This window comes from Caballeronia concitans (assembly GCF_001544615.1).
In the GTDB taxonomy this organism is placed as follows: domain Bacteria; phylum Pseudomonadota; class Gammaproteobacteria; order Burkholderiales; family Burkholderiaceae; genus Caballeronia; species Caballeronia concitans.
The window spans coordinates 132,909-156,170 of sequence record NZ_FCNV02000012.1; the positions used below are offsets into that span (position 1 = coordinate 132,909).

The 23,262-nt window shown below is 63.2% G+C and carries 22 protein-coding genes; 13 read left to right on the forward strand and 9 right to left on the reverse strand.

All coding sequences use genetic code 11. From position 1 onward, the window contains the following. Positions 1-83 precede the first annotated feature (83 nt). The gene (locus AWB72_RS23100; protein ID WP_084593153.1) at positions 84-356 is read right to left on the reverse strand and encodes a putative hemolysin; all 273 of its coding nucleotides are present in this window, start codon (positions 354-356) and stop codon (positions 84-86) included. Positions 357-757: 401 nt separating this feature from the next. Between AWB72_RS23100 and AWB72_RS23110 the strand changes: the two genes are divergently transcribed. Together AWB72_RS23110 and AWB72_RS23115 are read left to right on the forward strand one after the other, a co-directional pair. Continuing rightward, positions 758-1,786: a DUF1214 domain-containing protein gene (locus tag AWB72_RS23110; protein ID WP_040053682.1), complete on the forward strand. Its 1,029-nt coding sequence runs from the start codon at positions 758-760 to the stop codon at positions 1,784-1,786. A 555-nt stretch (positions 1,787-2,341) separates the two neighbouring features. Next, positions 2,342-2,833, forward strand: coding sequence for an H-NS histone family protein (locus AWB72_RS23115; RefSeq protein ID WP_244285720.1), 492 nt, complete (start codon positions 2,342-2,344; stop codon positions 2,831-2,833). Positions 2,834-2,898: 65 nt separating this feature from the next. Here the strand turns inward: AWB72_RS23115 and AWB72_RS23120 are convergent, their stop codons facing one another. Further along, the gene (locus tag AWB72_RS23120; protein WP_087128739.1) at positions 2,899-3,297 is read right to left on the reverse strand and encodes an RcnB family protein; all 399 of its coding nucleotides are present in this window, start codon (positions 3,295-3,297) and stop codon (positions 2,899-2,901) included. A 268-nt stretch (positions 3,298-3,565) separates the two neighbouring features. Between AWB72_RS23120 and AWB72_RS23125 the strand changes: the two genes are divergently transcribed. Beyond that, a complete protein-coding gene (locus AWB72_RS23125) occupies positions 3,566-5,017 on the forward strand; it encodes an aldehyde dehydrogenase family protein (RefSeq protein ID WP_040053685.1) in 1,452 nt (483 codons plus the stop codon). 133 nt (positions 5,018-5,150) lie between these two features. On the opposite strand, the gene AWB72_RS23130 is transcribed toward AWB72_RS23125, so the two are convergent. Together AWB72_RS23130 and AWB72_RS23135 are read right to left on the reverse strand one after the other, a co-directional pair. After that, positions 5,151-5,492: a hypothetical protein gene (locus AWB72_RS23130; protein ID WP_040053686.1), complete on the reverse strand. Its 342-nt coding sequence runs from the start codon at positions 5,490-5,492 to the stop codon at positions 5,151-5,153. A 97-nt stretch (positions 5,493-5,589) separates the two neighbouring features. Further along, complete coding sequence (locus tag AWB72_RS23135; protein ID WP_040053741.1) at positions 5,590-6,534, reverse strand: LysR family transcriptional regulator; 945 nt, start codon at positions 6,532-6,534, stop codon at positions 5,590-5,592. 387 nt (positions 6,535-6,921) lie between these two features. Here AWB72_RS23135 and oxlT point away from each other — a divergent pair, with 387 nt between their 5' ends. The 5 genes from oxlT (at position 6,922) to AWB72_RS23160 (ending at position 11,454) form a co-directional block, all read left to right on the forward strand. Beyond that, complete coding sequence (gene oxlT / locus AWB72_RS23140) at positions 6,922-8,274, forward strand: oxalate/formate MFS antiporter (protein ID WP_040053742.1); 1,353 nt, start codon at positions 6,922-6,924, stop codon at positions 8,272-8,274. Between the two features lie 11 nt (positions 8,275-8,285). After that, positions 8,286-9,233, forward strand: coding sequence for a LysR family transcriptional regulator (locus AWB72_RS23145; RefSeq protein WP_052450194.1), 948 nt, complete (start codon positions 8,286-8,288; stop codon positions 9,231-9,233). A gap of 156 nt (positions 9,234-9,389) precedes the next feature. Continuing rightward, on the forward strand, positions 9,390-10,403 hold the full coding sequence (locus AWB72_RS23150) for a 2-dehydropantoate 2-reductase (protein ID WP_040053687.1): 1,014 nt from the start codon (positions 9,390-9,392) through the stop codon (positions 10,401-10,403). 114 nt (positions 10,404-10,517) lie between these two features. Next, positions 10,518-10,739 (forward strand): hypothetical protein, encoded by a 222-nt coding sequence (locus AWB72_RS23155; protein ID WP_040053688.1) that lies wholly within the window; start codon positions 10,518-10,520, stop codon positions 10,737-10,739. Then, positions 10,729-11,454 carry a GntR family transcriptional regulator gene (locus AWB72_RS23160; RefSeq protein ID WP_040053689.1) on the forward strand — a complete coding sequence of 242 codons (726 nt, stop codon included), beginning with the start codon at positions 10,729-10,731 and terminating at the stop codon, positions 11,452-11,454. Before AWB72_RS23155 ends, AWB72_RS23160 begins: the two co-directional genes overlap by 11 nt. A 78-nt stretch (positions 11,455-11,532) precedes the next feature. On the opposite strand, the gene sucD is transcribed toward AWB72_RS23160, so the two are convergent. Together sucD and sucC are read right to left on the reverse strand one after the other, a co-directional pair. After that, positions 11,533-12,405 carry a succinate--CoA ligase subunit alpha gene (sucD, locus tag AWB72_RS23165; RefSeq protein WP_040053690.1) on the reverse strand — a complete coding sequence of 291 codons (873 nt, stop codon included), beginning with the start codon at positions 12,403-12,405 and terminating at the stop codon, positions 11,533-11,535. After that, positions 12,402-13,604: an ADP-forming succinate--CoA ligase subunit beta gene (gene sucC / locus AWB72_RS23170; RefSeq protein ID WP_040053691.1), complete on the reverse strand. Its 1,203-nt coding sequence runs from the start codon at positions 13,602-13,604 to the stop codon at positions 12,402-12,404. Before sucC ends, sucD begins: the two co-directional genes overlap by 4 nt. 309 nt (positions 13,605-13,913) lie before the next feature. Here sucC and AWB72_RS23175 point away from each other — a divergent pair, with 309 nt between their 5' ends. From AWB72_RS23175 to AWB72_RS23190, 4 genes are all read left to right on the forward strand, one after another. Further along, positions 13,914-15,680: a thiamine pyrophosphate-binding protein gene (locus AWB72_RS23175; protein ID WP_040053692.1), complete on the forward strand. Its 1,767-nt coding sequence runs from the start codon at positions 13,914-13,916 to the stop codon at positions 15,678-15,680. 42 nt (positions 15,681-15,722) lie between these two features. Continuing rightward, the gene (frc, locus tag AWB72_RS23180; RefSeq protein ID WP_040053693.1) at positions 15,723-16,982 is read left to right on the forward strand and encodes a formyl-CoA transferase; all 1,260 of its coding nucleotides are present in this window, start codon (positions 15,723-15,725) and stop codon (positions 16,980-16,982) included. A gap of 84 nt (positions 16,983-17,066) precedes the next feature. Further along, a complete protein-coding gene (locus AWB72_RS23185) occupies positions 17,067-19,274 on the forward strand; it encodes an acetate--CoA ligase family protein (RefSeq protein ID WP_244285721.1) in 2,208 nt (735 codons plus the stop codon). A 53-nt stretch (positions 19,275-19,327) separates the two neighbouring features. Further along, positions 19,328-20,107 carry a fumarylacetoacetate hydrolase family protein gene (locus AWB72_RS23190; RefSeq protein ID WP_040053694.1) on the forward strand — a complete coding sequence of 260 codons (780 nt, stop codon included), beginning with the start codon at positions 19,328-19,330 and terminating at the stop codon, positions 20,105-20,107. Positions 20,108-20,196: 89 nt separating this feature from the next. Here AWB72_RS23190 and AWB72_RS23195 read toward each other — a convergent pair whose 3' ends face one another. From AWB72_RS23195 to AWB72_RS23205, 3 genes are all read right to left on the reverse strand, one after another. Next, positions 20,197-20,451 carry a CsbD family protein gene (locus tag AWB72_RS23195; protein WP_040053695.1) on the reverse strand — a complete coding sequence of 85 codons (255 nt, stop codon included), beginning with the start codon at positions 20,449-20,451 and terminating at the stop codon, positions 20,197-20,199. A 142-nt stretch (positions 20,452-20,593) separates the two neighbouring features. Then, positions 20,594-20,950 (reverse strand): response regulator transcription factor, encoded by a 357-nt coding sequence (locus AWB72_RS23200; protein WP_040053696.1) that lies wholly within the window; start codon positions 20,948-20,950, stop codon positions 20,594-20,596. Next, a complete protein-coding gene (locus AWB72_RS23205) occupies positions 20,947-22,458 on the reverse strand; it encodes an ATPase domain-containing protein (RefSeq protein WP_040053745.1) in 1,512 nt (503 codons plus the stop codon). The genes AWB72_RS23200 and AWB72_RS23205 overlap by 4 nt, the downstream gene beginning before the upstream one ends. Positions 22,459-22,611: 153 nt before the next feature. Here AWB72_RS23205 and AWB72_RS28650 point away from each other — a divergent pair, with 153 nt between their 5' ends. Further along, positions 22,612-23,118, forward strand: a complete 507-nt coding sequence (locus AWB72_RS28650) for a hypothetical protein (RefSeq protein WP_143754673.1) — start codon at positions 22,612-22,614, stop codon at positions 23,116-23,118. The last annotated feature ends 144 nt before the right edge of the window (positions 23,119-23,262 follow it).

Consider the following 23,262-nt stretch of genomic DNA (forward strand, 5'->3'; position numbering starts at 1 on the left):
CCCGATGCGCATATCGATTAATGAAACAGCGCTATTGGACGTATCTCACTCATCTCAATCCAGCGACTTGAGCCAGCGCCGCGTTACTCCGGGCGCCGATCCCGCTCCGGCGCACATTCGCCACGAAGCAGTGCCCACTCCTCGCACGACTGGCCGCTCGGAAATATGCACACGCCGATCTGTCCGTCGCCGGTATCGACGATTTGCAGCGTGCCGCCTTGCCGGACGCAATTGACGGAGGCCGGATTGGCTCGTCCTGTTTGCGAAGTCGGCTGCTCCGTGCGAAACGGTGAAGGCTGCGTGCAGGCCGTCAACAAGGAAATTGCGGCAAACAGGGCAGTGAAAAGCTTATGCATGGGCGGGCTTATCCGACTAAAAGTCCAGAATTTCGACTATACCAACCGTCATTAGTGATATTAAGGTTTGGTGAGGATGTTCGATCCGCCAACTGGCGCAGCGCTTTTCATATCGGAAATCGCGATTAATCGAGCGATCGTTACACGCGCGAACTGGAAGAATTTCGAGGCAAAATCAGCAACAAAAATTTACATGATCAGAAAGTTCTGTATGCGGTCGTATGCCGTATTCTTTGAATCCCCGCGCGTGGTTGCGCAGGAGCAGGTTTAGCAGCCTGCAACCGTTCGAACCCGCGACGCCCGAGGAATGGGGGCGAAGCGCTGACCCCGTGTGCCTACGGCTGACTATCATTTCGCAGTCAGAACAGGCTTTCACTCACATCAGCACTAACGGAAAAGAAATGGGGAAAAGCAAATTCATTTCGTCGCTTGCGACACTGTCGTTCCTGGCAGCGATCCACGCAGTCCACGCGCAGCCGAATCCCGTTCCGGTCACCGCCGACAACTTCGTTCGCGCGGAATCGGACGAGGAACTCAACAAAGTGGTCAAGTCCGATGGATTCGGGAAGTTCTTCCACAACCGGGAACTTGCGCCTGTCGACCAGCAGATCGTGGTGCGCGTGAACCGGGACACGCTGTACTCGTCGGCGGTGTTCGACCTCGACGCCGGCCCGGTGACGATCACTTTGCCTGACGCCGGGAAGCGCTTCCGTTCGATGATCGTCATCAACGAAGATCACTACGCGCAGGAAGTCGTCTACAACGCCGGCAAGTACACGCTGGACAAGCAGAAGATCGGCACGCGCTATGTGCTCGCCACGGTTCGCACGCTCGTGAATTCTGCCGACCCGAGCGACGTCGCCAAGGCTCACGCCTTGCAGGACGCCATCAAGATCGACCAGAAGCACCTCGGTACTTTCGAAGTGCCGAACTGGGACCCGGTCAGTCAGAAGAAGGTCCGCGACGCGTTGCTGGTCCTCGGTTCCACCATTCCCGACACGCGCAAGTCGTTCGGCACGAAGAACGAAGTGGATCCCGTCCGTCATCTGATCGGTGCTGCAACGTTGTGGGGCGGCAATCCGGAAAAGGATGCGCTCTATCTGACCCGGGTTCCCCAGAAAAACGACGGCTCGACGGTCTACAAGATTCACGTCAATCCTGACGTGCCCGTCGATGGTTTCTGGTCGATCACCGTGTATAACGCGGCAGGTTTGATTGACCCGAATCCGCTCAACGCCTATTCCCTGAACAACACGACCGCACACAAGAATAGCGACGGGTCCGTCGACATTCAGTTCGGCGCGTGCGATGGGAAAGTGCCTAACTGCCTGCCCATCGCATCGGGATGGAACTACACGGTTCGCTTGTATCGTCCGCGCGCGCAGATCGTGAGCGGGCAGTGGACGTTTCCCGAAGCACAGCCTAAGTAAGCCGCGTATCGCTCGCCTCGTTTGATCGGGCGGCTGCTGGTCAGCGCGAAGTAAATCTTCGCGCTGACTCGTTCGGTTCGCCGCCGCTGGGTGATCGCAACCGGACGGTAACGCTAGTCATCGAGAACGGTTGGAACTCCGTCGGTGGAAAGCTCGTGCAAAACAAAACGTTACACGTTCGAAAGCTTTTGCCACGACGAGATATCGTAAGCTTTGATGCCTTCTGCGTAATGCGCTGAAACAGGTTAGTAGGGCGAACGAGTTCGATACTTCGATGCCCGAGCCGTTTTCGAAAATGCACTGACCTCGTGCGCCTACGCCTGACTGGAGATGCTGCCGCTTGTCAATGGGCGGGAAGTGACAGGGGAGCCGCAAGGCTCGCCGGTGATGGTTCAACGGTCCGGTCTGCTAACCCTGCTATTGTTCCCGCCCGCCCCTTTTCTCCGAGCAGATGGGCGCGCTGTCTGATAGTGAGAAGGCCGTTCCTTCGGGCGAAGAGCTGCCATGCCGCCGCCTACGTCAGAACCCGCCCGCCGCGACGCCCCGTCGCAGTTCATGTTAGCCTCTCGTTTCCGCGCGGACGGCAACGCCGCGGCCGACGGTGCAACCCCCGCGCCGCCTGCATCGACATTTCTCGCCCCGCCAGATGCGGGCGCCGACATCGAACACCCGACGCACATCACGAACATGACGTACAGAAGTCCGCAAGTCGCCGAGTTGATGGCGCAAAGAGAATCGCTGGAAAAGGAACTCGCCGAAGCACGGCGCAAAGAAGAGCGGCTCGCGCTAATAGAAATCGTGCAAAAGATGCGCGAATACGGCATCACACTGAATGAGTTGCTGGGCCGCAAGCCCGAGGCGCCGCACGCTGCGCCGGACGTCGCGATCAAGTACCGCGATCCGGCGAGCGGCGCGACGTGGAGCGGACGCGGTCGCGCGCCGCACTGGATTGCCGGAAAAGACCGGGACGCGTTTCTCGCCAGCCGGCCTGCTGCCGGTTCGTCGCGATGGGCCGCACAGGCCTCCTTGTTCGCGGACGAAGAGTAAATCGGCGCGGGCGAGCGGGGCGCTCCCGCTACGCCGCCTACGAAGCCGACCGCGCCCGATACCGCTTACTGCGACAGCACCACCTGCGCGATCAGCCCCGTGCCGACGGCCACGAGCAGATAATCCGCGCCCACGCCGACCCACTGATAACCGCGCGGCGGCTGACGCAGGCCGTGGCCGTGCCAGTCGTCGACGACATATTGACGGTTCCGGTAATCGCCCGACAGGCGATCGCCCCTGTGCCAGTCCGGATGCCCGCGGTCGTGTTCCGCGTGTTGTTCGGGACGTGGCGCGTCGTGGCCGTTCATCGCCGGTCCGTGGCCGGGGCCGTGATCCGGTCCATGATCGTTCCCGTGTTCGTGATTCCAGTCCGGGCCGTTATGCGACGGCTGCGCGAAGCTCGCGCCCGCTGTGAGCCCCAGGCTTGCGCACAGAAGCGCCGCGACGATTCGATTCTTCTTCATCAAACACTTCTCCTCTATAGCTGAATTGCCGACCGCGTCTTCGGCATGCGATGCCTTCCCACGCGGCCTGCCGCCACTCTACGTGCTGCCAACGCGCGCTGCCGTGAGATTGTGTAAGTAACGCTTACTTCGTATTACTCGCCTCGCGTCGCAGGCAGCCTGAAGCGGTCCATACATTCAGCTGAATGCGAACAATAAAAATGTTTTGCTATCGTGAATGGTCTTTCTGGCCCACCATGAGGCGATTCGATAAAGGCTGGAGGAAGACATGGAAAGCACTGCGGATCTCAAGCGTTATGAGCTGTTGATCGGAGGCGAATTCGTCGCGCCGAGCGGCGGCGAGTATTCGACGAATCTCGATCCCGCGACCGAAAACGCGATCGCGTACGTGGCGCAGGGCACATCGGCGGATGTCGATCGCGCGGTTCAGGCGGCCCGGGCGGCGCTCAAGCCGTGGAACGCAATCCGCGCCGCCGAACGCGGCCGCATCCTGATGCGGCTCGCCGAACTGCTGCGCGAGAATCAGGAAGAGCTTGCCGCGCTCGAAAGCCTCGACGCGGGCAAGCCGATCGCGGGCGTGCAGCGCCAGGACGTGCCCGCGGCCATCGATACGCTCGCCTATTACGCCGGCTGGTGCGACAAGATCAACGGCCAGGTCGTGCCGGCGCGCCCCGATGCGCTGACTTACACGGTGCGCGAGCCGGTCGGCGTCGTGGGGGCGATCGTGCCCTGGAATTTCCCGCTGATGATCGGCATGTGGAAGATCGCACCCGCGCTCGCGTGCGGCTGCACGCTCATCGTCAAGCCCGCCGAAATCACGCCGCTTTCCGCGCTCATGGTCGGACGGCTCGCGCTCGAAGCGGGCGTGCCGCCGGGCGTGCTCAATATCGTGACGGGAAAGGGTTCCGTCGTCGGCGATGCCCTTGTCGCGCATCCGGGCGTCGACAAGGTGACGTTCACCGGCTCGCCGTCGGTCGGGCGCGGGATTCTGCAGGGCGCGGCGGGCAACTTCAAACGCGTGACGCTCGAACTCGGCGGTAAATCGGCGAACGTGATTTTCGCGGATGCGAACATCGACAGCGCCGTGCGCGCCGCGGCCTCCGGCATCTTCTTCAACGCGGGACAGGTGTGTTCCGCCGGATCGCGCGTGCTGGTGCAGCGCGCGGTATATGACGATGTCGTCGAACGCCTCGGGCAGCGTGCGCAAAGCATCAAGCTCGGCGACCCCTCGAAACGCGAGACCAACATGGGGCCGCTCATTTCCGCGAAGCAGATGAAAAGCGTGCTGGATTACGTGGACATCGGCAAGGGCGAGGGCGCGTCGCTCGTGACGGGCGGACGGCGGTCGGGCGAGCGCGGCTATTTCGTCGAGCCGACCGTGTTCGCGAACGTCGAGCACGAGATGCGAATATCGCAGGAAGAGATTTTCGGTCCGGTCGCGAGCGTCATTCCGTTCGACGACGAAGCCGACGCGCTGCGCATCGCCAACGGAACGGCGTACAGCCTCGCGGCGGGCGTGTGGAGCGCGGACATCGGCCGGGTGCATCGTATGGCGGCGGAACTGAAGGCCGGCACGGTCTGGGTCAACACGTACGGCTACACGGATGTGCGGCTGCCGTGGGGCGGCTCGGGCGATTCGGGCTTCGGCCGCGAACACGGCGATGTCGCGATCGAGAACTTCACCGAGCCGAAAGCGGTGTGGGTGTCGTTGGCGCCTTAAGGAATCGAAGACCGGTGTCCCTTCGCGGCAAGCGTCGCGAAGGGCAAAAGGCGTTCGAACGCATCATGCGGATCAAACGAACAAAGGGCGGCCGAAGCCGCCCGTCCTCCCGCCCGCGAGCCTGATTGCAGGCTCAGACCTGCACGCGCTGTCCGTCTTCGTGGCGCGAACGCCAGAGCCGCGCGCGTTGCGTGCTGTCCTCGTACTGGACCGTGTTCTGGCGGCAAGCCTCGATCGTCGAGTTCTTCCGCTCGATGATCGCCTGACACAGAAACTCCGCGCTATAAGCGGTCAGCAGATGCGGGCAGTGCGTGCCGATGTACTGCGCGAGCTTGCCGTAATCGCTATCCGCCGATGCCAGCGAGCGGTACGTTTGTGCGTCCCAGCGGAACATCAGGTCGAGTTCTTCGAAAGCGGTATTGAACGCGCACACTTGCGCCTGAATTTCGCGGTCGTCGCTATGAGAGTGGATCATGTTCGTCTCCTGAATGGCCGGGGGGCTTCATTGCAGGATAGGGAACATCATCCATACAGGACAGTTAAACTTTCTTCTGCTAGCTATACGGCTTTGTTTATAAGTCCGGCTTTCCTGTCTTCGCGACGATATGCGTGATCGCCTCGATCTGCGCCGCGCCTTCCTCGATGAGGAATTCCTTGAACGCGAGCGCCACGGGCGGAAGCCGCTTGTTATTCCGATGCACGACGAACCAGTTGAGCATCACGGGAAAACCCTCGATATCCAGCACGGCCAGCTTGCCGACCTGCAATTCCATGCTAATGGTATGCGCAGACAAGAAGCTCACGCCCATCCCGGCGATGACCGCCTGCTTGATCGTCTCCGTGCTCGTGATTTCCATCGCGACATTGAGATTGGCGAGCCGTCCCGCGAAGCCTTCTTCCATCGAGTTCCACGTGTCCGAGCCGCGTTCGCGAACGATGAACGGCTCATCGGCGAGCGCTTCCAGCGGAAGGTTCTTTCGTCCGACGAGCGGATGATCCGGCGGCGCCACGATCACATAAGGATGCGGCGCGAAGGAAACGTTGACGGTATCCATGTCGCGCGGCGGACGGACCATCACGGCGAGATCGGTGAGATTGTCGGTGAGCTGGTGCAGCAATTCCTCGCGGTTGTGCACCGCGAGGTTCAGTCGGACATCGGTATTGCGCTTGGTGAAGGCCGCCAGCAGGCGAGGAAAGAAATAGTCGCCCGCGCTGATCACCGCCACGTTGAGCGTGCCGCCGGAAATGCCCTTGAGGCGCGCCATGGCGTCGTCGGCTTCGCGGAACTGTTCGAGGATCGCCCTGCTGTAATGGAGCATTTCATTGCCGGCAGGAGTGAGGTAGATTCTTTTACCAAGTTGCTCGAAAAGCGGTAAGCCTGCATGTTCCTCGAGCTGCTTGACCTGCGTCGAAACCGCAGGCTGTGTGAGATAGAGCTCTTCCGCGGCCCGTGAAAAGCTGAGCCGGCGCGCGACCGTTTCGAAGATCTTCAGTTGACGCAGGGTGGCGTTACGCAGCACGGCAGGCCCTCATCCATTCACGATAGCTAACTTATACAATAAATTTTTTTAACTTTCCCTAATCGTTTTTCTCCCCCACGATGCTTTCACGCCCCTCGCAGTTGTAAGCCAGCGGCAACTCCGGCAGCACACGAGAGCCTGTAGAGGCTCATCGACCATCCGGACTCTATTGGGAATCGCTTGAAATGATTCTTCGATCGCCTGACGCGGATGTTGGCCAGATGTGCACCCGCATCGCCCTCTTCGACACGCGCCGGCTCGCCCGTGCCGCGTGGCCCGAGCATCTTCCCTGACCGACCGCTCGCCCGCAGGCGCAAAGCGCCCGCGTTTCCCGCAGTGCATCAGGCGCCGCACGAGCGCCGAAAACAGATAATGGAGACAGACATGGCAAGCGCAGACACGGTTGTGTCCGGGCAGTCGCACGGGCGTCATCACAACAGGTGGATTCAGCTAGCGATCGGCATTGCATGCATGGGCCTCGTCGCGAACCTGCAGTACGCCTGGACCCTTTTCGTCGTTCCAATGGATGCCAAGCATCATTGGGGACAAGCGGCGATCCAGACGGCCTTCACCATTTTCATCGTCACCGAAACGTGGCTCGTGCCCGTCGAAGGCTGGCTCGTCGACAAGTTCGGTCCGCGGCCGGTCGTCATCGGCGGATCGGTGTGCGCGGCGCTCGGCTGGGTCATCGACGCCCACGCCACGAGCCTCATGCATCTCTACATCGCGGCGGTGATCGCGGGCATCGGCGCGGGCTGCGTGTACGGCACGTGCGTCGGCACCGCGCTCAAGTGGTTCCCGGATAAGCGCGGTCTCGCGGCGGGCCTGACGGCAGCCGGCTTCGGCGCGGGCGCGGCGGTCACGGTCATTCCCATCTCGAACATGATCCAAAGCTCCGGCTACGAGCACGCGTTCATGTTCTTCGGCATCTTCCAGGGCGTGTGCATCTTCATTCTCGCGATGGCGCTCGTGCGTCCGAAGCCGCCGGTGAACGTGGTGCCGGCCAAGCGCATCGTGTCGACGAAGATCGATTACACGACCGGGCAGATGGTGCGCTCGCCGCTTTTCTGGGTCCTGTATCTGATGTTCGTGTTCGTTGCGGCGGGCGGCGTGATCGCCACGGCGCAGTTCGGGCCGATCGCGAAGGAATACGGCTTCGCGAAGATGCCGGTGAACCTGCTCGGCGTGACGCTGCCGCTGCTCGCGATGACGCTTTCCATCGACAACCTCTGCAACGGCTTCACGCGTCCGCTGTGCGGCTTCATCTCCGACAAGATCGGCCGCGAGAACACGATGTTCATCATCTTCCTGGGCGAAGGCATCGCGCTGCTCGGGCTGATGGAATTCGGACATCACCCGTATCTCTTCATGCTGTTCGCCGCGCTGACCTTCCTGTGCTGGGGCGAGATCTTCTCGATCTTCCCCGCGACCTGCGCCGATACCTTCGGCAGCAAGTACGCAGCGGCCAACGCCGGTACGCTCTACACGGCGAAGGGCACGGCCTCGATGCTCGTGCCGCTGGCCTCCGTGCTGGCGTCGGTCGGATCGTGGAACGCGGTGTTCATCGCGGCGGCGGTGACGTCGATTGCGGCGGGCCTGTGCGCGAAGTTCGTGCTCGCGCCGATGCGCAAGCGCTGGATCGAGAACACGGTCGCCGCGACGTCGGACGATTCGCCGATGAACGCGTCGTTTCAGGCCGGATGGTCGGAAACGCCGCGCAACCCGTCGGTGCAATAAGGAAGCCGGGCATGCGCGATCGAACGCTCGACCTCGCGCATGCGCCTTCCGTTTCACTGCATCAATTGCGTCTGTTCATCACGCTCGCGCGCTACCGCAGTTTCACGCGCGTGGGCGATGAATTCGGCATCACGCAGTCGGCAGTCAGCCGCGGCATTCGAGAACTCGAAGACGAAATCGCGCTGCGGCTTTTCGATCGCACCACGCGCCAGGTAACGCTCACCGACACCGGACGCAGGCTGCTCTCGCGCGTCGCGCCGCTCGTCGAGGAACTGGAAGCGACGCTGCGGCCCCGCGCGCACGAATCGGGCGAGCCGGGCGTTGTGAACCTCGCGTGCAGTTGCGGGCTGACCGCGAGCGTGTTGCCGCCGCTCCTGGCATCGTGCGGCGAGCGGCTTCCGGAAACGACCATCGTGCTGATGGACCGGCCGCAGAACGCCGTGCTCCAGCTCGTGCGATCCGGCGAGGCGGAACTGGGCGTCGTCATCGCTCCCGACAATCTGGATGGTCTCGCCACCGAGCCGCTTTTCGCAGACGGGCTCGCCGCCGTGGTCGGCGCGTCGCACAGGCTGTCCGGGGCAGGGCGCATCGACTGGCAGCAGTTGCGCGGCATGCCGCTGCTTCTTCTCGACGACGACACCGGCAGCCTCGCCGCCATCGAAGCCGCGCTCACGCGCCACGCGGTGACGGGCGCGGTGCGGCAACGGCTCACGCAGCCGGCGGCGGTCGCGCGAATGGCGGAAGCGGGCCTCGGGATCGGTATTCTGCCGATGCACGCGCGCAGTGCTTCCGACAGCGATCGCGTGCGCTTCATCCCGCTCGAACCCGACGAGTCGCGCACGATCATGCTCGTGCGCCGGCGCGGCCGCGCGCTGCGTGCAAGCGCGGCGGGCGTCTGGTCGCACTTCATCGCGTCGTCGACGCATACTCTTATTGCAGCTCAGGCCATCGAGGCCTGATCGCGCGCTTTTTCTTTTTCTCGATTGTGGATTCGCGTACCGCGAGACGTCGCGTGCGGGTTTCCGCTCGTGCGAATCGCCTTGTTTGGTCTGCATCTGGAATGTAGTATCTGGTATATCAGAAGGCTATCAGGCTACTTACTCAGGAGACGAACCATGAAAATCTGCGTATACGGCGCCGGCGCCATCGGCGGTTACATGGGGGCGCAACTCGCGCGCGCCGGAGCCGATGTCAGCTTCGTGGCGCGCGGGCCGCATCTGGCGGCGATGCAGGCAAACGGCGTGCGCCTGAGGATCGATGGGGAAGAGCACACGGTCAAGGTCCGCTGCACGAATAATCCCGCCGAGCTTGGGCCGCAGGATTACGTGATCATCGCGCTGAAGGCGCACTCGGTGCCCGGTGTGGTCGATCTGATTCCGCCGCTCCTCGGCCCCGATACGGCCATCGTCACCGCGGTCAACGGCCTGCCTTACTGGTACTTCTACGAGCACGGCGGCGAGTTTGCCGGGACGAAGCTGCAAAGCATCGATCCGGGCGGCCGGCAGTGGGACGTGTTCGGCCCGGAACGCGCGATCGGCTGCGTGCTGCTGCCGGCGGCGGAAATCGCGGAGCCGGGTGTGATCGAGCATCACTACGGCAAGAAGTTTCCGATCGGCGAGCCGAGCGGCCAGATCACGCCGCGCTTGCAGGCGCTGCACGACATCATGGTCGCCGCCGACATGGAAGCGCCGATGCGCGACAACATCCGCGACGAAATCTGGCTCAAGCTGTGGGGCAATCTCTGCTTCAACCCCATCAGCGCGCTCACGCACGCGACGCTCGACGTCCTCACGAGCGATCCCGGCACGCGCGCGCTCTCCAAGGCGATGATGCTGGAGGCGAAGGCCATCGGCGACAGGATCGGCGTGAATTTCCGCGTGGACGTGGAGCGGCGGATCAACGGCGCGGGCGCGGTGGGTGCGCACAAGACATCGATGCTGATGGATTGCGAAGCGGGCCGTCCGATGGAAATCGACCCGCTCATCACGGTCGTGCAGGAGATCGGCCGTCTGGTGAAGATCGACACGCCGATGATCGATGCCGTCCTTGCATTGATCAAATTGCGAGAGGCGGTGAACCAAGGCACGGCGCGTGCGCTACCACTCCCGCAAGCGCAGAAAGCGGCATAAACTGCACTCGACGGCCCACGCGTTGTTTCTGATATACAAGATGCAAAATATGTTGCGTCCTGCTGCGACGCAACATATACTAGGGGCTCTTGAGTGATTTAACCGGAGCCTGAGATGAGCATCGCCTTGTTGGTAGTTGTCGGATTCGCGTTGGTGGCCGTTGGTGTGGGCGTTACCTTTATGATTGCGTCCGCGGTGCCGCAGGACATGCTGCAGCGCGCACAGGAACACGGTCGTTTCGCCGGTCTCGCGGCGGACGAGCGGAACGGCGGTTCGGGCAAGCGCGTCACTGCAGACCGGCCGCAAATGGGAAATCAAGTCATCAATGCCATCTGATACTCAATCCGTAGAACGGCCGGAAGTTCGAGGGCTCACGCTCTCGCTGGAGCCGATCAATGCCACGGTTTCGCTGCGCGACCAGGCGTACGCGAAACTGCGGCAGGCAATCGCGGAGGCGGATATCTACCGCTCGCGCGAGGAAATCCGTCTGGACGAAAAAGAGCTGACGGAGGCGCTCGGGGTGAGCCGCACGCCCATTCGCGAGGCCATGACGTTGCTGGAGCAGGAAGGCTTTCTGCGCACGGTGCCGCGCCGGGGCGTGTATATCTTGCGCAAGACCAAGCGCGAGATCGTCGAGATGATTCACATGTGGGCGGCGCTCGAAAGCATGGCGGCGCGCCTTGCCACGCAGCGCGCGACGGACGAGGAAATCGCCCATCTGCGCCACATGTTCGACAATTTCCGCGATTCCACGCCCGCCGAGCATATCGACGAGTATTCGGAAGCGAACATCGCGTTCCATCAGGCGATCGTGCGGCTTTCGAAGTCGCAGATCATCTTCGATACGATCAAGAACATCTTCGTGCACGTGCGCGCCATCCGAAAGATGACGATCTCGCAGAGCGACCGCGCGTCGCGCTCGATCGTCGATCACATGCGGATCATCGAGGCGCTGGAGAAGCGCGATACGGAACTGGTCGAACGGCTCGTGAAGCAGCATTCGCTCGATCTGGCGGCGTTCGTCGAGGCGAATTGCGATTTTCTGGATTGAGGCGGGTTCAGCTAGTTAGTAAGAGAAAAGGCCGCGCGGTGTTTGCCGCGCGGCCTTTTGCTTTCGTGCCTCAGAACGTTACCGCAGCGCCCGCACCATCGTTTCCCCCAGCGTCGCGGGCGAATCCGCGACATGAATCCCCGCCGACCTCATCGCGTCGATCTTCGCGCTCGCCGTCCCTGAGCCGCCGGAAATGATCGCGCCCGCGTGGCCCATGCGCCGTCCGGGCGGCGCGCTCGTTCCCGCGATGAATCCGACCACCGGCTTCCTCGATTTCGCGTCCTTCAGGAACTGCGCGGCTTCCTCTTCCGCCGATCCGCCGATCTCGCCGATCATGATGATGCCTTCGGTGGCGTCATCGGCGAGAAAGAGCGCGAGGCAGTCGATGAAATTCGTCCCGTTCACCGGATCGCCGCCAATGCCGATGCACGTGGTCTGCCCGAGCCCCGCGGCGGTCGTCTGCGCGACGGCCTCGTACGTCAGCGTGCCCGACCGCGACACGACGCCGATCTTCCCCGGCCGATGAATATGCCCCGGCATGATGCCGATCTTGCATTCGCCAGGCGTGATGACGCCCGGACAGTTCGGCCCGACGAGACGGCTCTTCGACCCCGCGAGCGCGCGCTTCACGCGCAGCATGTCGAGCACCGGAATGCCTTCGGTGATGCAGACGATGAACGGCACTTCCGCATCGATGGCTTCGAGGATCGCATCGGCGGCGAAGGGCGGCGGCACGTAAATCACGGACGCCTCCGCGCCCGTTCGGGCGACCGCGTCGGCCACCGTGTCGAACACCGGCAGCTCCAGATGCGTCGTGCCGCCCTTGCCGGGCGTGACGCCGCCGACCATGCGCGTGCCGTACGCGATCGCCTGCTCGGAATGAAATGTGCCCTGCGCGCCGGTGAAGCCCTGGCAAATGACCTTCGTATCTTTATTGATGAGAACGCTCATTTCGACTCTCCCACGGCAACGGCGGAAACGATCTTGTCGGCGGCATCGGCGAGATTTTCTGCCGGGATGATGGCGAGGCCCGAGCTGCGGAGAATTTCGCGTCCGGCGTCGACGTTGGTGCCCGCGAGACGCACGACGAGCGGCACGTGCAGGTCGATCTCGCGCGCCGCCGCGACCACGCCTTGCGCGATCACGTCGCACCGCATGATGCCGCCGAAGATGTTGACGAGGATGCCGCGCACTTTCGGGTCGCGCAGGATCAGCTTGAACGCGGTCGCGACGCGTTCTTGCGTCGCGCCGCCGCCCACGTCGAGAAAGTTCGCGGGTTCGCCGCCGTACAGCTTGATGATGTCCATCGTCGCCATCGCGAGGCCCGCGCCGTTCACCATGCAGCCGATGTTGCCGTCGAGCTTCACGTAGTTCAGGCCGTGCTTCGCCGCTTCGATTTCGGCGGGATCTTCCTCGTCCTCGTCGCGCAACGCTTCGATGTCCGGATGCCGGTAGAGCGCGTTGTCGTCGAAATTGAGCTTGGCGTCGAGCGCCATCACGTCGCCGGAACCGGTCACGACGAGCGGATTCACTTCGACGACGGACGCGTCCAGATCGACGAACGCCTGATACAGCGCCGCGATGAACTTCGACGCCGCCGCGACCTGCTTGCCGCTGAGCCCGAGCCCGAACGCCACTTGCCGCGCATGATACGGCTGGAGGCCGGTCGCCGGATCGATCGCTACTTTCAGGATTTTCTCCGGCGTGCGGTGCGCGACTTCCTCGATCTCCATCCCGCCTTCGGTCGACGCCATGATCGTGATGCGCGACGTGGCGCGATCGACGAGCATCCCGAGATACAGCTCGCGCGCGATGTCGCAGCCTTCCTCGATATAGAGCCGCTTCACTTCCTTGCCTGCCGCGCCGGTCTGCTTGGTCACGAGCACGGAGGACAGCATCTTCTGCGCGTTCGCGCGCACGTCATCGACCGATTTGACGACGCGCACCCCGCCCTTGCCGTCGGGGTCGTTTGAAAAGCGTCCGGCGCCCCGGCCGCCCGCGTGAATCTGTGATTTCACGACCCATACCGGACCGCCGAGCGCGGTCGCGGCGTCCGCGGCTTCCTGCGCATTGAAGGCGACGCGGCCTTGCGGGACCGCGACGCCGTACTTTCGCAGCAGCGCCTTCGCCTGGTACTCATGGATGTTCATTGCGTCTCCTGTTTTGATGGCTGTGGCGCGAGAAGGATGAGCGGGGCGTTCGCGCTGGTATGTGATATATCACATTTCACGACGATCAAAAAAGATCGGCAAGGCGGGGATTTTTGCTGCGCTGCGACCAAAACGAAAGCGAAAGTCAAGCGGGAAAAGCCACGCAGCCCATGACGCACTGCATCACAGGGTTTTCGCCCTCGCCGAACGCTTGACTAATACTGTGTGTGGAATATTGTATATCACAGAAACCGGGCGGCAGCGCGACGCCCGGGATCGCACACAACCCCCATCGAGGAGGAGACAACAATGTCCGAAGTCGTCAGCAGCCGTCCGGAAACCGCTCCCGCCAGCACCACCGCCGAAGACACGCTCAAACAGAAAACACGCGGCGCGGGCGTCGTTTCGGGCGGCCACCTGGTCGCGCGAGCACTCAAGAACGAAGGCGTCGACACCATTTTCACCCTGTGCGGCGGCCACATCATCGACATCTATGACGGTTGCGTCGATGAAGGCATCCGCATCATCGACGTTCGCCACGAGCAGGTCGCCGCCCATGCCGCCGACGGCTACGCGCGTCAGACCGGCAAGCTCGGCTGCGTCGTCACGACGGCCGGCCCCGGCTGCACCAACGCCGTGACGGGCGTCGCCACGGCATTCCGCTCGGAAAGCCCGATCATCCACATCGGCGGTCAGGGCGCGCTCACGCAGCACAAGATGGGTTCGCTGCAAGACCTGCCGCACGTCGACATGATGGCGCCGATCACCAAGTTCGCCGCCACCGTGCCGAGCACCGAGCGCGTCGCCGACATGGTGTCGATGGCCGCGCGCGAAGCGTTCAACGGCGCGCCCGGCCCGGCGTATCTGGAAATTCCGCGCGACGTGCTCGACCGTGAAATCGACATCAGCAAGGCCGTGATTCCGCAGCCGGGGCGCTATCGCGCATCGACGAAATCGGTCGGCGATCCGAAGGACATCGAAAAGCTCGCCGATCTGCTCGTCAACTCCGAGCGTCCGGCGATTCTCTACGGCCAGCAAGTCTGGACGGCGCGCGGTCACGAAGAAGCCGTCGCGCTGCTGCGCGGTCTCGATATTCCCGGCTACTTCAACGGCGCGAGCCGCGGCCTGCTGCCGCCGGGCGATCCGCATCACTTCGACCGCACGCGCTCGCAGGCTTTCGCGAAGGCGGATCTGATCGTGATCGTCGGCACGCCGTTCGATTTCCGCATGGGTTACGGCAAGCGCATCAGCAAGGATCTGAAGCTCGTTCAGATCGACATGGATTACCGCACGGTCGGCAAGAACCGCGAGATCGACCTGGGCCTCGTCGGCGATCCGGGCGCGATTCTCGGCGCGGTGCTGCAGGCCGCGAGCGGGCGTCTCAAGAACGACAAGCGCCAGTCGCGCCAGGCTTGGATGCGCGAACTCGCGGCAGCCGAGGAAACCGCGACCGCCAAGCTCATGCCGCTTTTCACGTCGAACGCGAGCCCGATCCATCCGTATCGCGTCGCGCATGAAATCAATCAGTTCCTGTCCGACGACACCATCTACATCGGCGATGGCGGCGACGTCGTCACCATCTCCGCGCAAGCGGTGCGTCCGCGCCGCCCCGGCCAGTGGATGGACCCGGGCGCGCTCGGATCGCTCGGCGTCGGCACCGGCTTCGCGATCGCGGCGGGCCTGGCGAATCCCGAGAAGGAAGTGCTCTGCTACTACGGCGACGGCGCGTTCTCAATGACCTCGTTCGACATGGAAACGGCGAATCGCTTCGGCGTGCCGTATATCGCGGTCGTCGGCAACAACTCGGCGATGAACCAGATCCGCTACGGCCAGCTCGCCAAGTACGGGGAAGAGCGCGGCAACGTCGGCAATCTGCTCTCGGACGTGCCGTACGGACGCTTCGCGGAAATGCTCGGCGGCTACGGCGAAGAGGTGTACGAAGCGTCGAAGATCGCGGGTGCGTTGCAGCGGGCGCGCGAGTCGATCGCGAAGACAGGCAAGAGCGCGGTCATCAACATCTGGGTCGATCCTACGGTTTATGCCCCTGGCACGATGGCGCAAACCATGTACAAATAAAGAGCGATCAAGACGCGAACGGACAGACTTAGGGAGACAGCCATGAGCAACACCTCGGGCAAGGCACTCGACGGAGTGCGCATTCTCGACTTCACGCACGTTCAATCGGGCCCGACCTGCACGCAACTGCTGGCGTGGTTCGGCGCGGACGTCATCAAGGTGGAGCGCGCCGGCGCGGGCGACATCACGCGGGAGCAACTGCGCGATATTCCCGACGCCGACAGCCTCTACTTCACGATGCTGAACCACAACAAGCGGTCGATCACCATCGACACGAAGAATCCCGAGGGCAAGAAAGTGCTCGAGACGCTCGTCAAGAAGTGCGACGTGCTCGTCGAGAACTTCGCGCCGGGCGCGCTGGATCGCATGGGCTTCACGTGGGAGCGCATCCAGGAGCTGAATCCGGCGATGATCGTCGCGTCCGTGAAGGGCTTCGGCCCGGGGCCGTACGAAGACTGCAAGGTCTACGAGAACGTCGCGCAGTGCGCGGGCGGCGCGGCATCGACCACCGGTTTCGACGACGGCCCGCCCGTCGTCACCGGCGCGCAGATCGGCGATTCGGGCACGGGGCTGCATCTCGCGCTCGGCATCGTGACGGCGCTTTATCAGCGCAATCGCACGGGACGCGGACAGAAAGTGCTCGCGGCGATGCAGGACGGCGTGCTCAACCTCTGCCGCGTGAAGCTGCGCGACCAGCAGCGGCTCGAACGCACCGGCGTGATGAAGGAGTATCCGCAGTATCCGAACGGCACGTTCGGCGAGGCGGTGCCGCGCGCGGGCAACGCATCGGGCGGCGGCCAGCCGGGCTGGATCCTGAAGTGCAAGGGCTGGGAAACCGATCCGAACGCGTACATCTACTTCATCACGCAGGCGCCGGTGTGGGGCGAAATCTGCAAGGTGATCGGCAAGGAGGAGTGGATCGATCATCCGGACTTCAAGACGCCCAACGCGCGGCTGCCGCATCTGAAGGACATCTTCGCCGAGATCGAACGCTGGACCATGACGAAGACCAAGTTCCAGGCAATGGAAATCCTCAACAAGCACGACATTCCGTGCGGTCCGATCCTGTCGATGAAGGAGATCGCGGAAGAGCCGTCGCTCAGAAAGACGGGCACGGTCGTGGAAGTCGATCATCCGGTGCGCGGCAAGTACCTGACGGTCGGCAATCCGATCAAGCTGTCCGATAGCCCGACCGACGTGGTGCGCTCGCCGCTGCTTGGCGAGCACACCGAAGAAGTCATGGCCGAGCTCGGCTACTCGCCCGACCAGATCGCGACGCTGAGAAGCCTCGGCGCGATCTGACCCGCCTCACTCGATGTTGACGCCGCCGCCCCCGCAAGAGGGGCGGCGCGGACCGGCACGCCCCTACACACGGAGACATACCAAATGAACAGCACCGTCGTCCAGGAACGCAGTGAAGCCCGCAACGAATCCACGCAGACCGCCAACGTCGTGCCGCTGCATGCCGCCGATGCAAAACGCCGCGTTTCCGAGATTTTCGATCGCGTGAAGGCCGAGGGCCGCACGTCGCTGACCGCGCCGGAAGGCAAGCTCGTCTGCGATGCATACGGCATTTCCGTGCCGCAGGAAGGCGTGGCGACGAGCGCGGACGATGCAGCCAAGCTCGCGTCGTTCATCGGCTATCCGGTGGTGCTGAAGATCGTCTCGCCGGAAATCCTGCACAAGACGGAGGCGGGCGGCGTGCTCGTCGGCGTGAAGAACGAGGCCGACGTGCGGGCCGGCTACGCGACGATCATCGAGAACGCGAAGAAGTACGATCCGAACGCGACGATCGTCGGCGTGCAGGTGCAGCAGATGGTCGGCGCGGGGCAGGAAGTGATCATCGGCGCGGTGACGGACCCGTCGTTCGGCAAGCTGATCGCGTTCGGTCTCGGCGGCGTGCTGGTCGAAGTGCTGAAGGACGTGACGTTCCGCCTGGCGCCCGTCACGCGCGAAGAAGCCGCGTCGATGCTCGACGGCATTCAGGCCGCCGAGGTGCTGCGCGGCGTGCGCGGCGCGGAACCCGTGAATCGCGAGGCGCTCATCACGCTGGTCGAGCGCGTGTCGCGTCTCGTCGACGATTTCCCGCAAATCTCCGAGATGGACCTGAATCCGGTCTTCGCGAGCCCGAGCGGCGCGGTCGCGGCGGACGTGCGCATCGTGATGGACTTCGAGCCGGCCGCGCCGCGCTATCGTCCGACGCAGGAGCAGATCGTCACGCAGATGAACCGCATCATGAAGCCGGATGCGGTCGCGGTGATCGGCGCGTCAAACGAGGACGGCAAGATCGGCAATTCGGTGATGAAGAACCTGATCAACGGCGGCTATCAGGGCACGATCTATCCGATCCACCCGAAAGCCGACGAGATCATGGGCCGCAAGGCGTACAAGAGCGTGAAGGACGTGCCGGGCGTCATCGACGTGGCCGTGTTCGCGATTCCCGCGAAGTTCGTCGCGCAGGCGCTCGTCGAAGTGGGCGAGAAGAAGATTCCGGGCGCGGTGCTGATTCCGTCGGGTTTCGCGGAGACGGGCAATCACGAAGGCCAGGAGGAGATCGTCAAGATCGCGCGTCAGTACGACATTCGCATGATGGGCCCGAACATCTACGGCTTCTACTACACGCCGAAGAATCTCTGCGCGACGTTCTGCACGCCGTACGACGTGAAGGGCAAGGCGGCACTGTCGTCGCAGTCGGGCGGGATCGGCATGGCGATTATCGGCTTCTCGCGTTCGGCGAAAATGGGCGTGTCCGCGATCGTCGGCCTCGGCAACAAGAGCGATATCGACGAAGACGATCTGCTCACGTTCTTCGAGCAGGACGACAACACCGAGATCATCGCGCAGCATTGCGAAGATCTGAAGGATGGCCGCTCGTTCGCGGAAGCGGCGAAGCGCGTATCGAAGAAGAAGCCGGTCGTCGTGCTGAAGGCGGGCCGCACGAGCCTCGGGGCGCGCGCGGCGAGTTCGCACACCGGCGCGCTCGCGGGCAACGACAAGATCTACGAGGACGTGTTCCAGCAATGCGGCGTGATCCGCGCGCGGTCGCTGCGCGATCTGCTCGAATTCGCGCGCGGCATTCCGAAGCTGCCGACGCCGAAGGGCGAGAACGTCGTCATCATCACGGGCGCGGGCGGATCGGGCGTGCTGCTTTCGGATGCGTGCGTGGACAACAATCTGTCCTTGATGACGATGCCCGACGACCTCGACGCCGCGTTCCGCAAGTTCATTCCGCCGTTCGGCGCGGCGGGCAATCCGGTCGATATCACGGGCGGCGAGCCGCCGAGCACGTACAAGAACACGATCAAGCTCGGGCTGGAAGACGACCGCATTCATTCGATCATTCTCGGCTACTGGCACACGATCATCACGCCGCCGATGGTCTTTGCGAAGCTGGTTATCGAAGTGAAGGAGGAAATGAAGGCGCGCGGCATCGAGAAGCCGATCGTGGCGTCGCTCGCGGGCGACGTGCAGGTGGAGGAGGCCGCCGAGTATCTGTATGAACACGGCGTGCCGGCCTATGCGTATTCGACCGAATTGCCGGTTGCCGTGCTCGGTGCGAAATATAAGTGGGCGCGTGGCGCGGGTTTGATCTGACGTGAAACGAGGGAGCGCGGCCCGCGCTCCCTCATCCAACGAGGACCGCATAAGTGACCACCTGGATACGCTTTCGCGATGGCGACGGCCGCATCGGCTTCGGCACGCTCGATTCGCACTCGGGGCGCGTCGTGCAGCACGACGGCGCGCTTTTCGATCGTCCGCGCCCGACCGACATCTCCTTCGCCGCCGACGACCTCACGCTGCTCGCGCCGTGCGAGCCGAGCAAGATCGTCGCGTTGTGGAACAACTATTACGCGCTGTCGCAGAAGCTCGACAAGGCGCCGCCGCAGCATCCGCTCTTTCTCATCAAGCCGCCGATGTCGGTCATCGGACCGAACGAGTCGATCAGGCGACCGCGCAGCTATCACGGCAAGATCGCGTATGAAGGCGAACTGGGGATCGTGATCGGCAAGACGGTGTCGGCGGCGTCGGTGGAAGAGGCCGAGGACGCGATCTTCGGCTACACATGCGTGAACGACGTCACCGCGATCGAACTGCTGCAGGAGGATCCCAACTTCGCGCAGTGGTGCCGCTCGAAGGGCTTCGACACATTCACGTGCCTGGGGCCGGCTATCGTGAGCGGCTTCGACTGGCGCAGCGCGACGCTCACGACGACGGTGGATGGCGTCGAACGGCAGAACTATCCGCTCGACGACATGATCTTCTCGCCCGCCGAGCAGGTGAGCCTGATCTCGCACGACATGACGCTCGTTCCCGGCGATGTGATCGCGTGCGGCACGTCGGTCGGCGTCGGGTCGATCAAGGACGGGGCGCGCGTGGATGTATCGATTGCGGGAATCGGCATGCTCTCCAACGTGCTTGCCGTCTAGCGCGACCGCAGCAACGACAAAGCCGACGCGCGATGCGTCGGCTTTGTTTTTTTCAGGCCGATGCGCCGGCTAAGCAGCGCACGTCATGCTCAACGATCGCGATTCCACAACGCGCCGAGCACGAAGCCGACAGCCGCCGCGATCAACACGCCGTTGATCGGCTGATTCGACACAGCGGAGCGCACGTTGTCGAGCGTCTGCCCGTAGCTCTCCTGAAGCGAGCCGAACGCCTGCCGGGCCTTGCCTTCGACCTGCGCGCCCGCGTCGCCCGTCAGCGCGCCGACCGCATCCTGCACCTTGCCGACCACGTTCTGCGCCGTGCCTTCCACTTGATCTTGCACCATGGTGCCTCCCATTCTGGTTGAAGCGGTTTGCGTTGGAATTGCCTCGAAACTGCGTCGATGCTGCTTCGATACAACCGGCAGTGCCGGAGCGGACGATAGAGCACGCTTCGTGCCCGGCGCTTCATCGCACGTGTTTCGCGATTCAGGCCGGACCGATCAAATGGTTCACGAGTGCGATCAGATCGTCAATGGAAAACGGCTTGCGGCGAAACCGCGCGGACGGATGCTCTAACTCCGGCGCATTCGCCGCCGCGCTCATCAGGATCACCGGCACCTTGCGCAGCGACTCGCTTGCCGCCAGGTCGCGGATCAGCTCGACGCCGTCCTTGTGCGGCATCATCCAGTCGGTGATGACGAGATCCGGCGCGTTCATGTTCGCGGCTTCGAGCGCGACGCGTCCGTTGGACGCGGTCGTCACCTCGTAGCCCTCCATTTCGAGCACGAGCCGCCAGGTGGTCAGGATGTCGAATTCGTCGTCGACGACGAGGATCTTTTTCATGCGCGCGCGCCGGGATCCGACACGGAAAGCGCGGGCGAGAGCGACGGATGCCCGGACAGGATGCCCGTCGGTCCGATGAATCCCTCGCTCAAGTGCAGCCCGCGCGAATCGATCGTCAGCCGGCGGATCGCCGAATCGTGCGCGCCTTCGCGCTGCTTGACGACCGCCACCATGCGATGAAGCGCCGAATTCAGTTCGACGTAACGCATCAGCACGATGTTCTCGGTCATCGCGGAGGCGCGCAGCGTCGCGGGCGCGGCGAATTCGTTGTAGAGCGGCAGTTCCTCGGTCAGCAAGGCGGTCACGCCGGCGCTGCGCAGCCGCTGCGTGAGCGCGTTGATGAACAGGCCGAAGCGCTCGATGCGGTTTGCCGACTGCAGAAAGCCGTCGATGCCGTCCACCACGAGCCGCGTCGCGTTCGTGCGCGCGACGACGGCCATCAGTTCGGAGGCGAGTTCGTCGATGGCGAGTTCGACTGCCGAATGCCACTGGATCGCGAGGCGTCCGTCGTTCACGGCCGCGGTCAGGTCGATGCCCACCGACTGCGCCTTGGCGACCAGCCGATCGGGCGATTCGTAAAGGCCGAAGTACACGCAGCGCTCGCCGCGATCGACGCCCGCCTGCAGGAACTTCAACGCCAGCAGCGTCTTGCCGACGCCCGACGGCCCGATGATCGTCGTGGTCGAGCCGCGCATCACGCCGCCGCCGAGCATGCGGTCGAAGCTCGGGAAGCCGAAGTCGAGCCTGCCTTCGAAATGGGACGGGTTGGCCGTGTGCCCGCGCGATGCTTCGAGGCGCGGGAACGTGACGAGCCCGTTTTCGGTGATATTGAAGAAATGCTTGCCGAGCAGATGATCGCGGGCGCGCAGCTTGTGGACTTCGATTTCGCGCGCGCGGCGCATGCCGGTGTTGAACCGGTTCAGCTCGATGAGCCCGTCCACCAGCGTGTGCTCCGGATGCGGCTCGTTGCCCGACAGCGGCGCGAGGATCAGCGTCGTGCAGCGCGCGGCGGACACGAACGCGGACAACTCGTGGATGAACTGCGAGAGTTCGAGTTCGGTCGAGCTGAACTCGCGGGCGCTGCGAAAACCGTCGATGACCATGAAGCGCGGGCGGCTCGTCTTGATCGTCGAGGCGATGAGCGCGAGAAAACCCGAGAGGCCGTCGCGCATCAGCTCGTGGTAGCCGCTCACGAACAGCATGCGGTCCGAGATGGCGTCGGCGTTGTAGAACGACAGCGCGCGCAGATGCGACAGCAGCTTCGTATGCGATTCCGCGATCAGCGTGACGTACAGCACCTTGTCGCCCTTCGCGACGCGGTGAAAGCCGACTTGCGAAGAGAGAATCGTCTTGCCGGCGCCCGCCATGCCTTCGATCAGATACAGACCGCCTTCGACCAGACCGCCGCCGAGGATATCGTCGAGGCCCGGCACGCCCGTCGTGACGTTGCCGTCGCTGGCGACCGGTTGCGGCGATGGATCGGGCGGGAGATTGTCGTCTTGGCTCATGAAATTTTCGTTTTTACCCGGCGGACCGCTTTTTTCGAGATGGCGAATTATGGCTGACGAAAGGCAGACTGTCGCCGTTCGATGCATAAATTCGCTCACCGCGATGCCGTGCTGCATGGGTTCGGCGTCGGTCACGCACGAACCGGACGCGTCGTGGCGCTGCGAAGCTCGGAATCGCAGGCGCAATCTAGCGGACTGTCGCTGCATTATTCGCGCCCGCTCGGGCCCCATGCGGCGTTTCGTCGTGGACAGACCGATTTGAGACGCTTCTCATGGTTCGCGAGCGTGCGGGCTGGTGAAATGGCGGCCATTCGTTTTCGTGGACGCCGTGAACTTCCGGCCGTCCTTCCGGCGCGCGCCGCGCCAGTCACTGCCTTTCACGCCATGCACCATCCGCATTCAGTTTCGGCCGCCGTCGCGCGCGCCGCTTTTTTCGTTTCCCTGTTGTCGTCGCCTGTTCTGGCGCGGACCGCCGAACCTTTGATCGATCCGCATATTCTTTCCAGCGCGCCGTTCAGGTTTCAGGCGGACAGGGGAATCTTCTCGCGCTTGTCCGAACCGCCATCGGATTCGCGCATCATGGCGCCGCGTGAATCGCTCGATGCGAAGCCGTCGTCGCAATCTTCTCAAACCGATTCGAAGCGCCAAAAACTGCGCTAGCTAATCTCATTAATCGAGCGTCGGATTAGTTCGATAAATTGGGATTTATCTTCTGCGACGAGCGCGATCGCGCTTGTAGAATCGCCCCGCTTATGAACGCCCGCGTTGCCGTACGAGGCGGGCAAGGCAAGCACCGCTCTCAAT

What these genes read in the sequence shown, in the direction of transcription:
- AWB72_RS23130 (WP_040053686.1), bottom strand. Translation starts at nt 5,492, where the DNA reads ATGATCCACTCTCATAGCGACGACCGCGAAATTCAGGCGCAAGTGTGC.
- AWB72_RS23155 (WP_040053688.1), top strand. Translation starts at nt 10,518, where the DNA reads ATGAGCATCGCCTTGTTGGTAGTTGTCGGATTCGCGTTGGTGGCCGTT.
- frc (WP_040053693.1), top strand. Translation starts at nt 15,723, where the DNA reads ATGAGCAACACCTCGGGCAAGGCACTCGACGGAGTGCGCATTCTCGAC.
- AWB72_RS23160 (WP_040053689.1), top strand. Translation starts at nt 10,729, where the DNA reads ATGCCATCTGATACTCAATCCGTAGAACGGCCGGAAGTTCGAGGGCTC.
- oxlT (WP_040053742.1), top strand. Translation starts at nt 6,922, where the DNA reads ATGGCAAGCGCAGACACGGTTGTGTCCGGGCAGTCGCACGGGCGTCAT.
- AWB72_RS23195 (WP_040053695.1), bottom strand. Translation starts at nt 20,451, where the DNA reads ATGGTGCAAGATCAAGTGGAAGGCACGGCGCAGAACGTGGTCGGCAAG.
- AWB72_RS23185 (WP_244285721.1), top strand. Translation starts at nt 17,067, where the DNA reads ATGAACAGCACCGTCGTCCAGGAACGCAGTGAAGCCCGCAACGAATCC.
- AWB72_RS23150 (WP_040053687.1), top strand. Translation starts at nt 9,390, where the DNA reads ATGAAAATCTGCGTATACGGCGCCGGCGCCATCGGCGGTTACATGGGG.
- AWB72_RS23175 (WP_040053692.1), top strand. Translation starts at nt 13,914, where the DNA reads ATGTCCGAAGTCGTCAGCAGCCGTCCGGAAACCGCTCCCGCCAGCACC.
- AWB72_RS23100 (WP_084593153.1), bottom strand. Translation starts at nt 356, where the DNA reads ATGCATAAGCTTTTCACTGCCCTGTTTGCCGCAATTTCCTTGTTGACG.
- AWB72_RS23125 (WP_040053685.1), top strand. Translation starts at nt 3,566, where the DNA reads ATGGAAAGCACTGCGGATCTCAAGCGTTATGAGCTGTTGATCGGAGGC.
- AWB72_RS23200 (WP_040053696.1), bottom strand. Translation starts at nt 20,950, where the DNA reads ATGAAAAAGATCCTCGTCGTCGACGACGAATTCGACATCCTGACCACC.
- sucC (WP_040053691.1), bottom strand. Translation starts at nt 13,604, where the DNA reads ATGAACATCCATGAGTACCAGGCGAAGGCGCTGCTGCGAAAGTACGGC.
- AWB72_RS23120 (WP_087128739.1), bottom strand. Translation starts at nt 3,297, where the DNA reads ATGAAGAAGAATCGAATCGTCGCGGCGCTTCTGTGCGCAAGCCTGGGG.
- sucD (WP_040053690.1), bottom strand. Translation starts at nt 12,405, where the DNA reads ATGAGCGTTCTCATCAATAAAGATACGAAGGTCATTTGCCAGGGCTTC.
- AWB72_RS23110 (WP_040053682.1), top strand. Translation starts at nt 758, where the DNA reads ATGGGGAAAAGCAAATTCATTTCGTCGCTTGCGACACTGTCGTTCCTG.
- AWB72_RS23145 (WP_052450194.1), top strand. Translation starts at nt 8,286, where the DNA reads ATGCGCGATCGAACGCTCGACCTCGCGCATGCGCCTTCCGTTTCACTG.
- AWB72_RS23205 (WP_040053745.1), bottom strand. Translation starts at nt 22,458, where the DNA reads ATGAGCCAAGACGACAATCTCCCGCCCGATCCATCGCCGCAACCGGTC.
- AWB72_RS23115 (WP_244285720.1), top strand. Translation starts at nt 2,342, where the DNA reads ATGTTAGCCTCTCGTTTCCGCGCGGACGGCAACGCCGCGGCCGACGGT.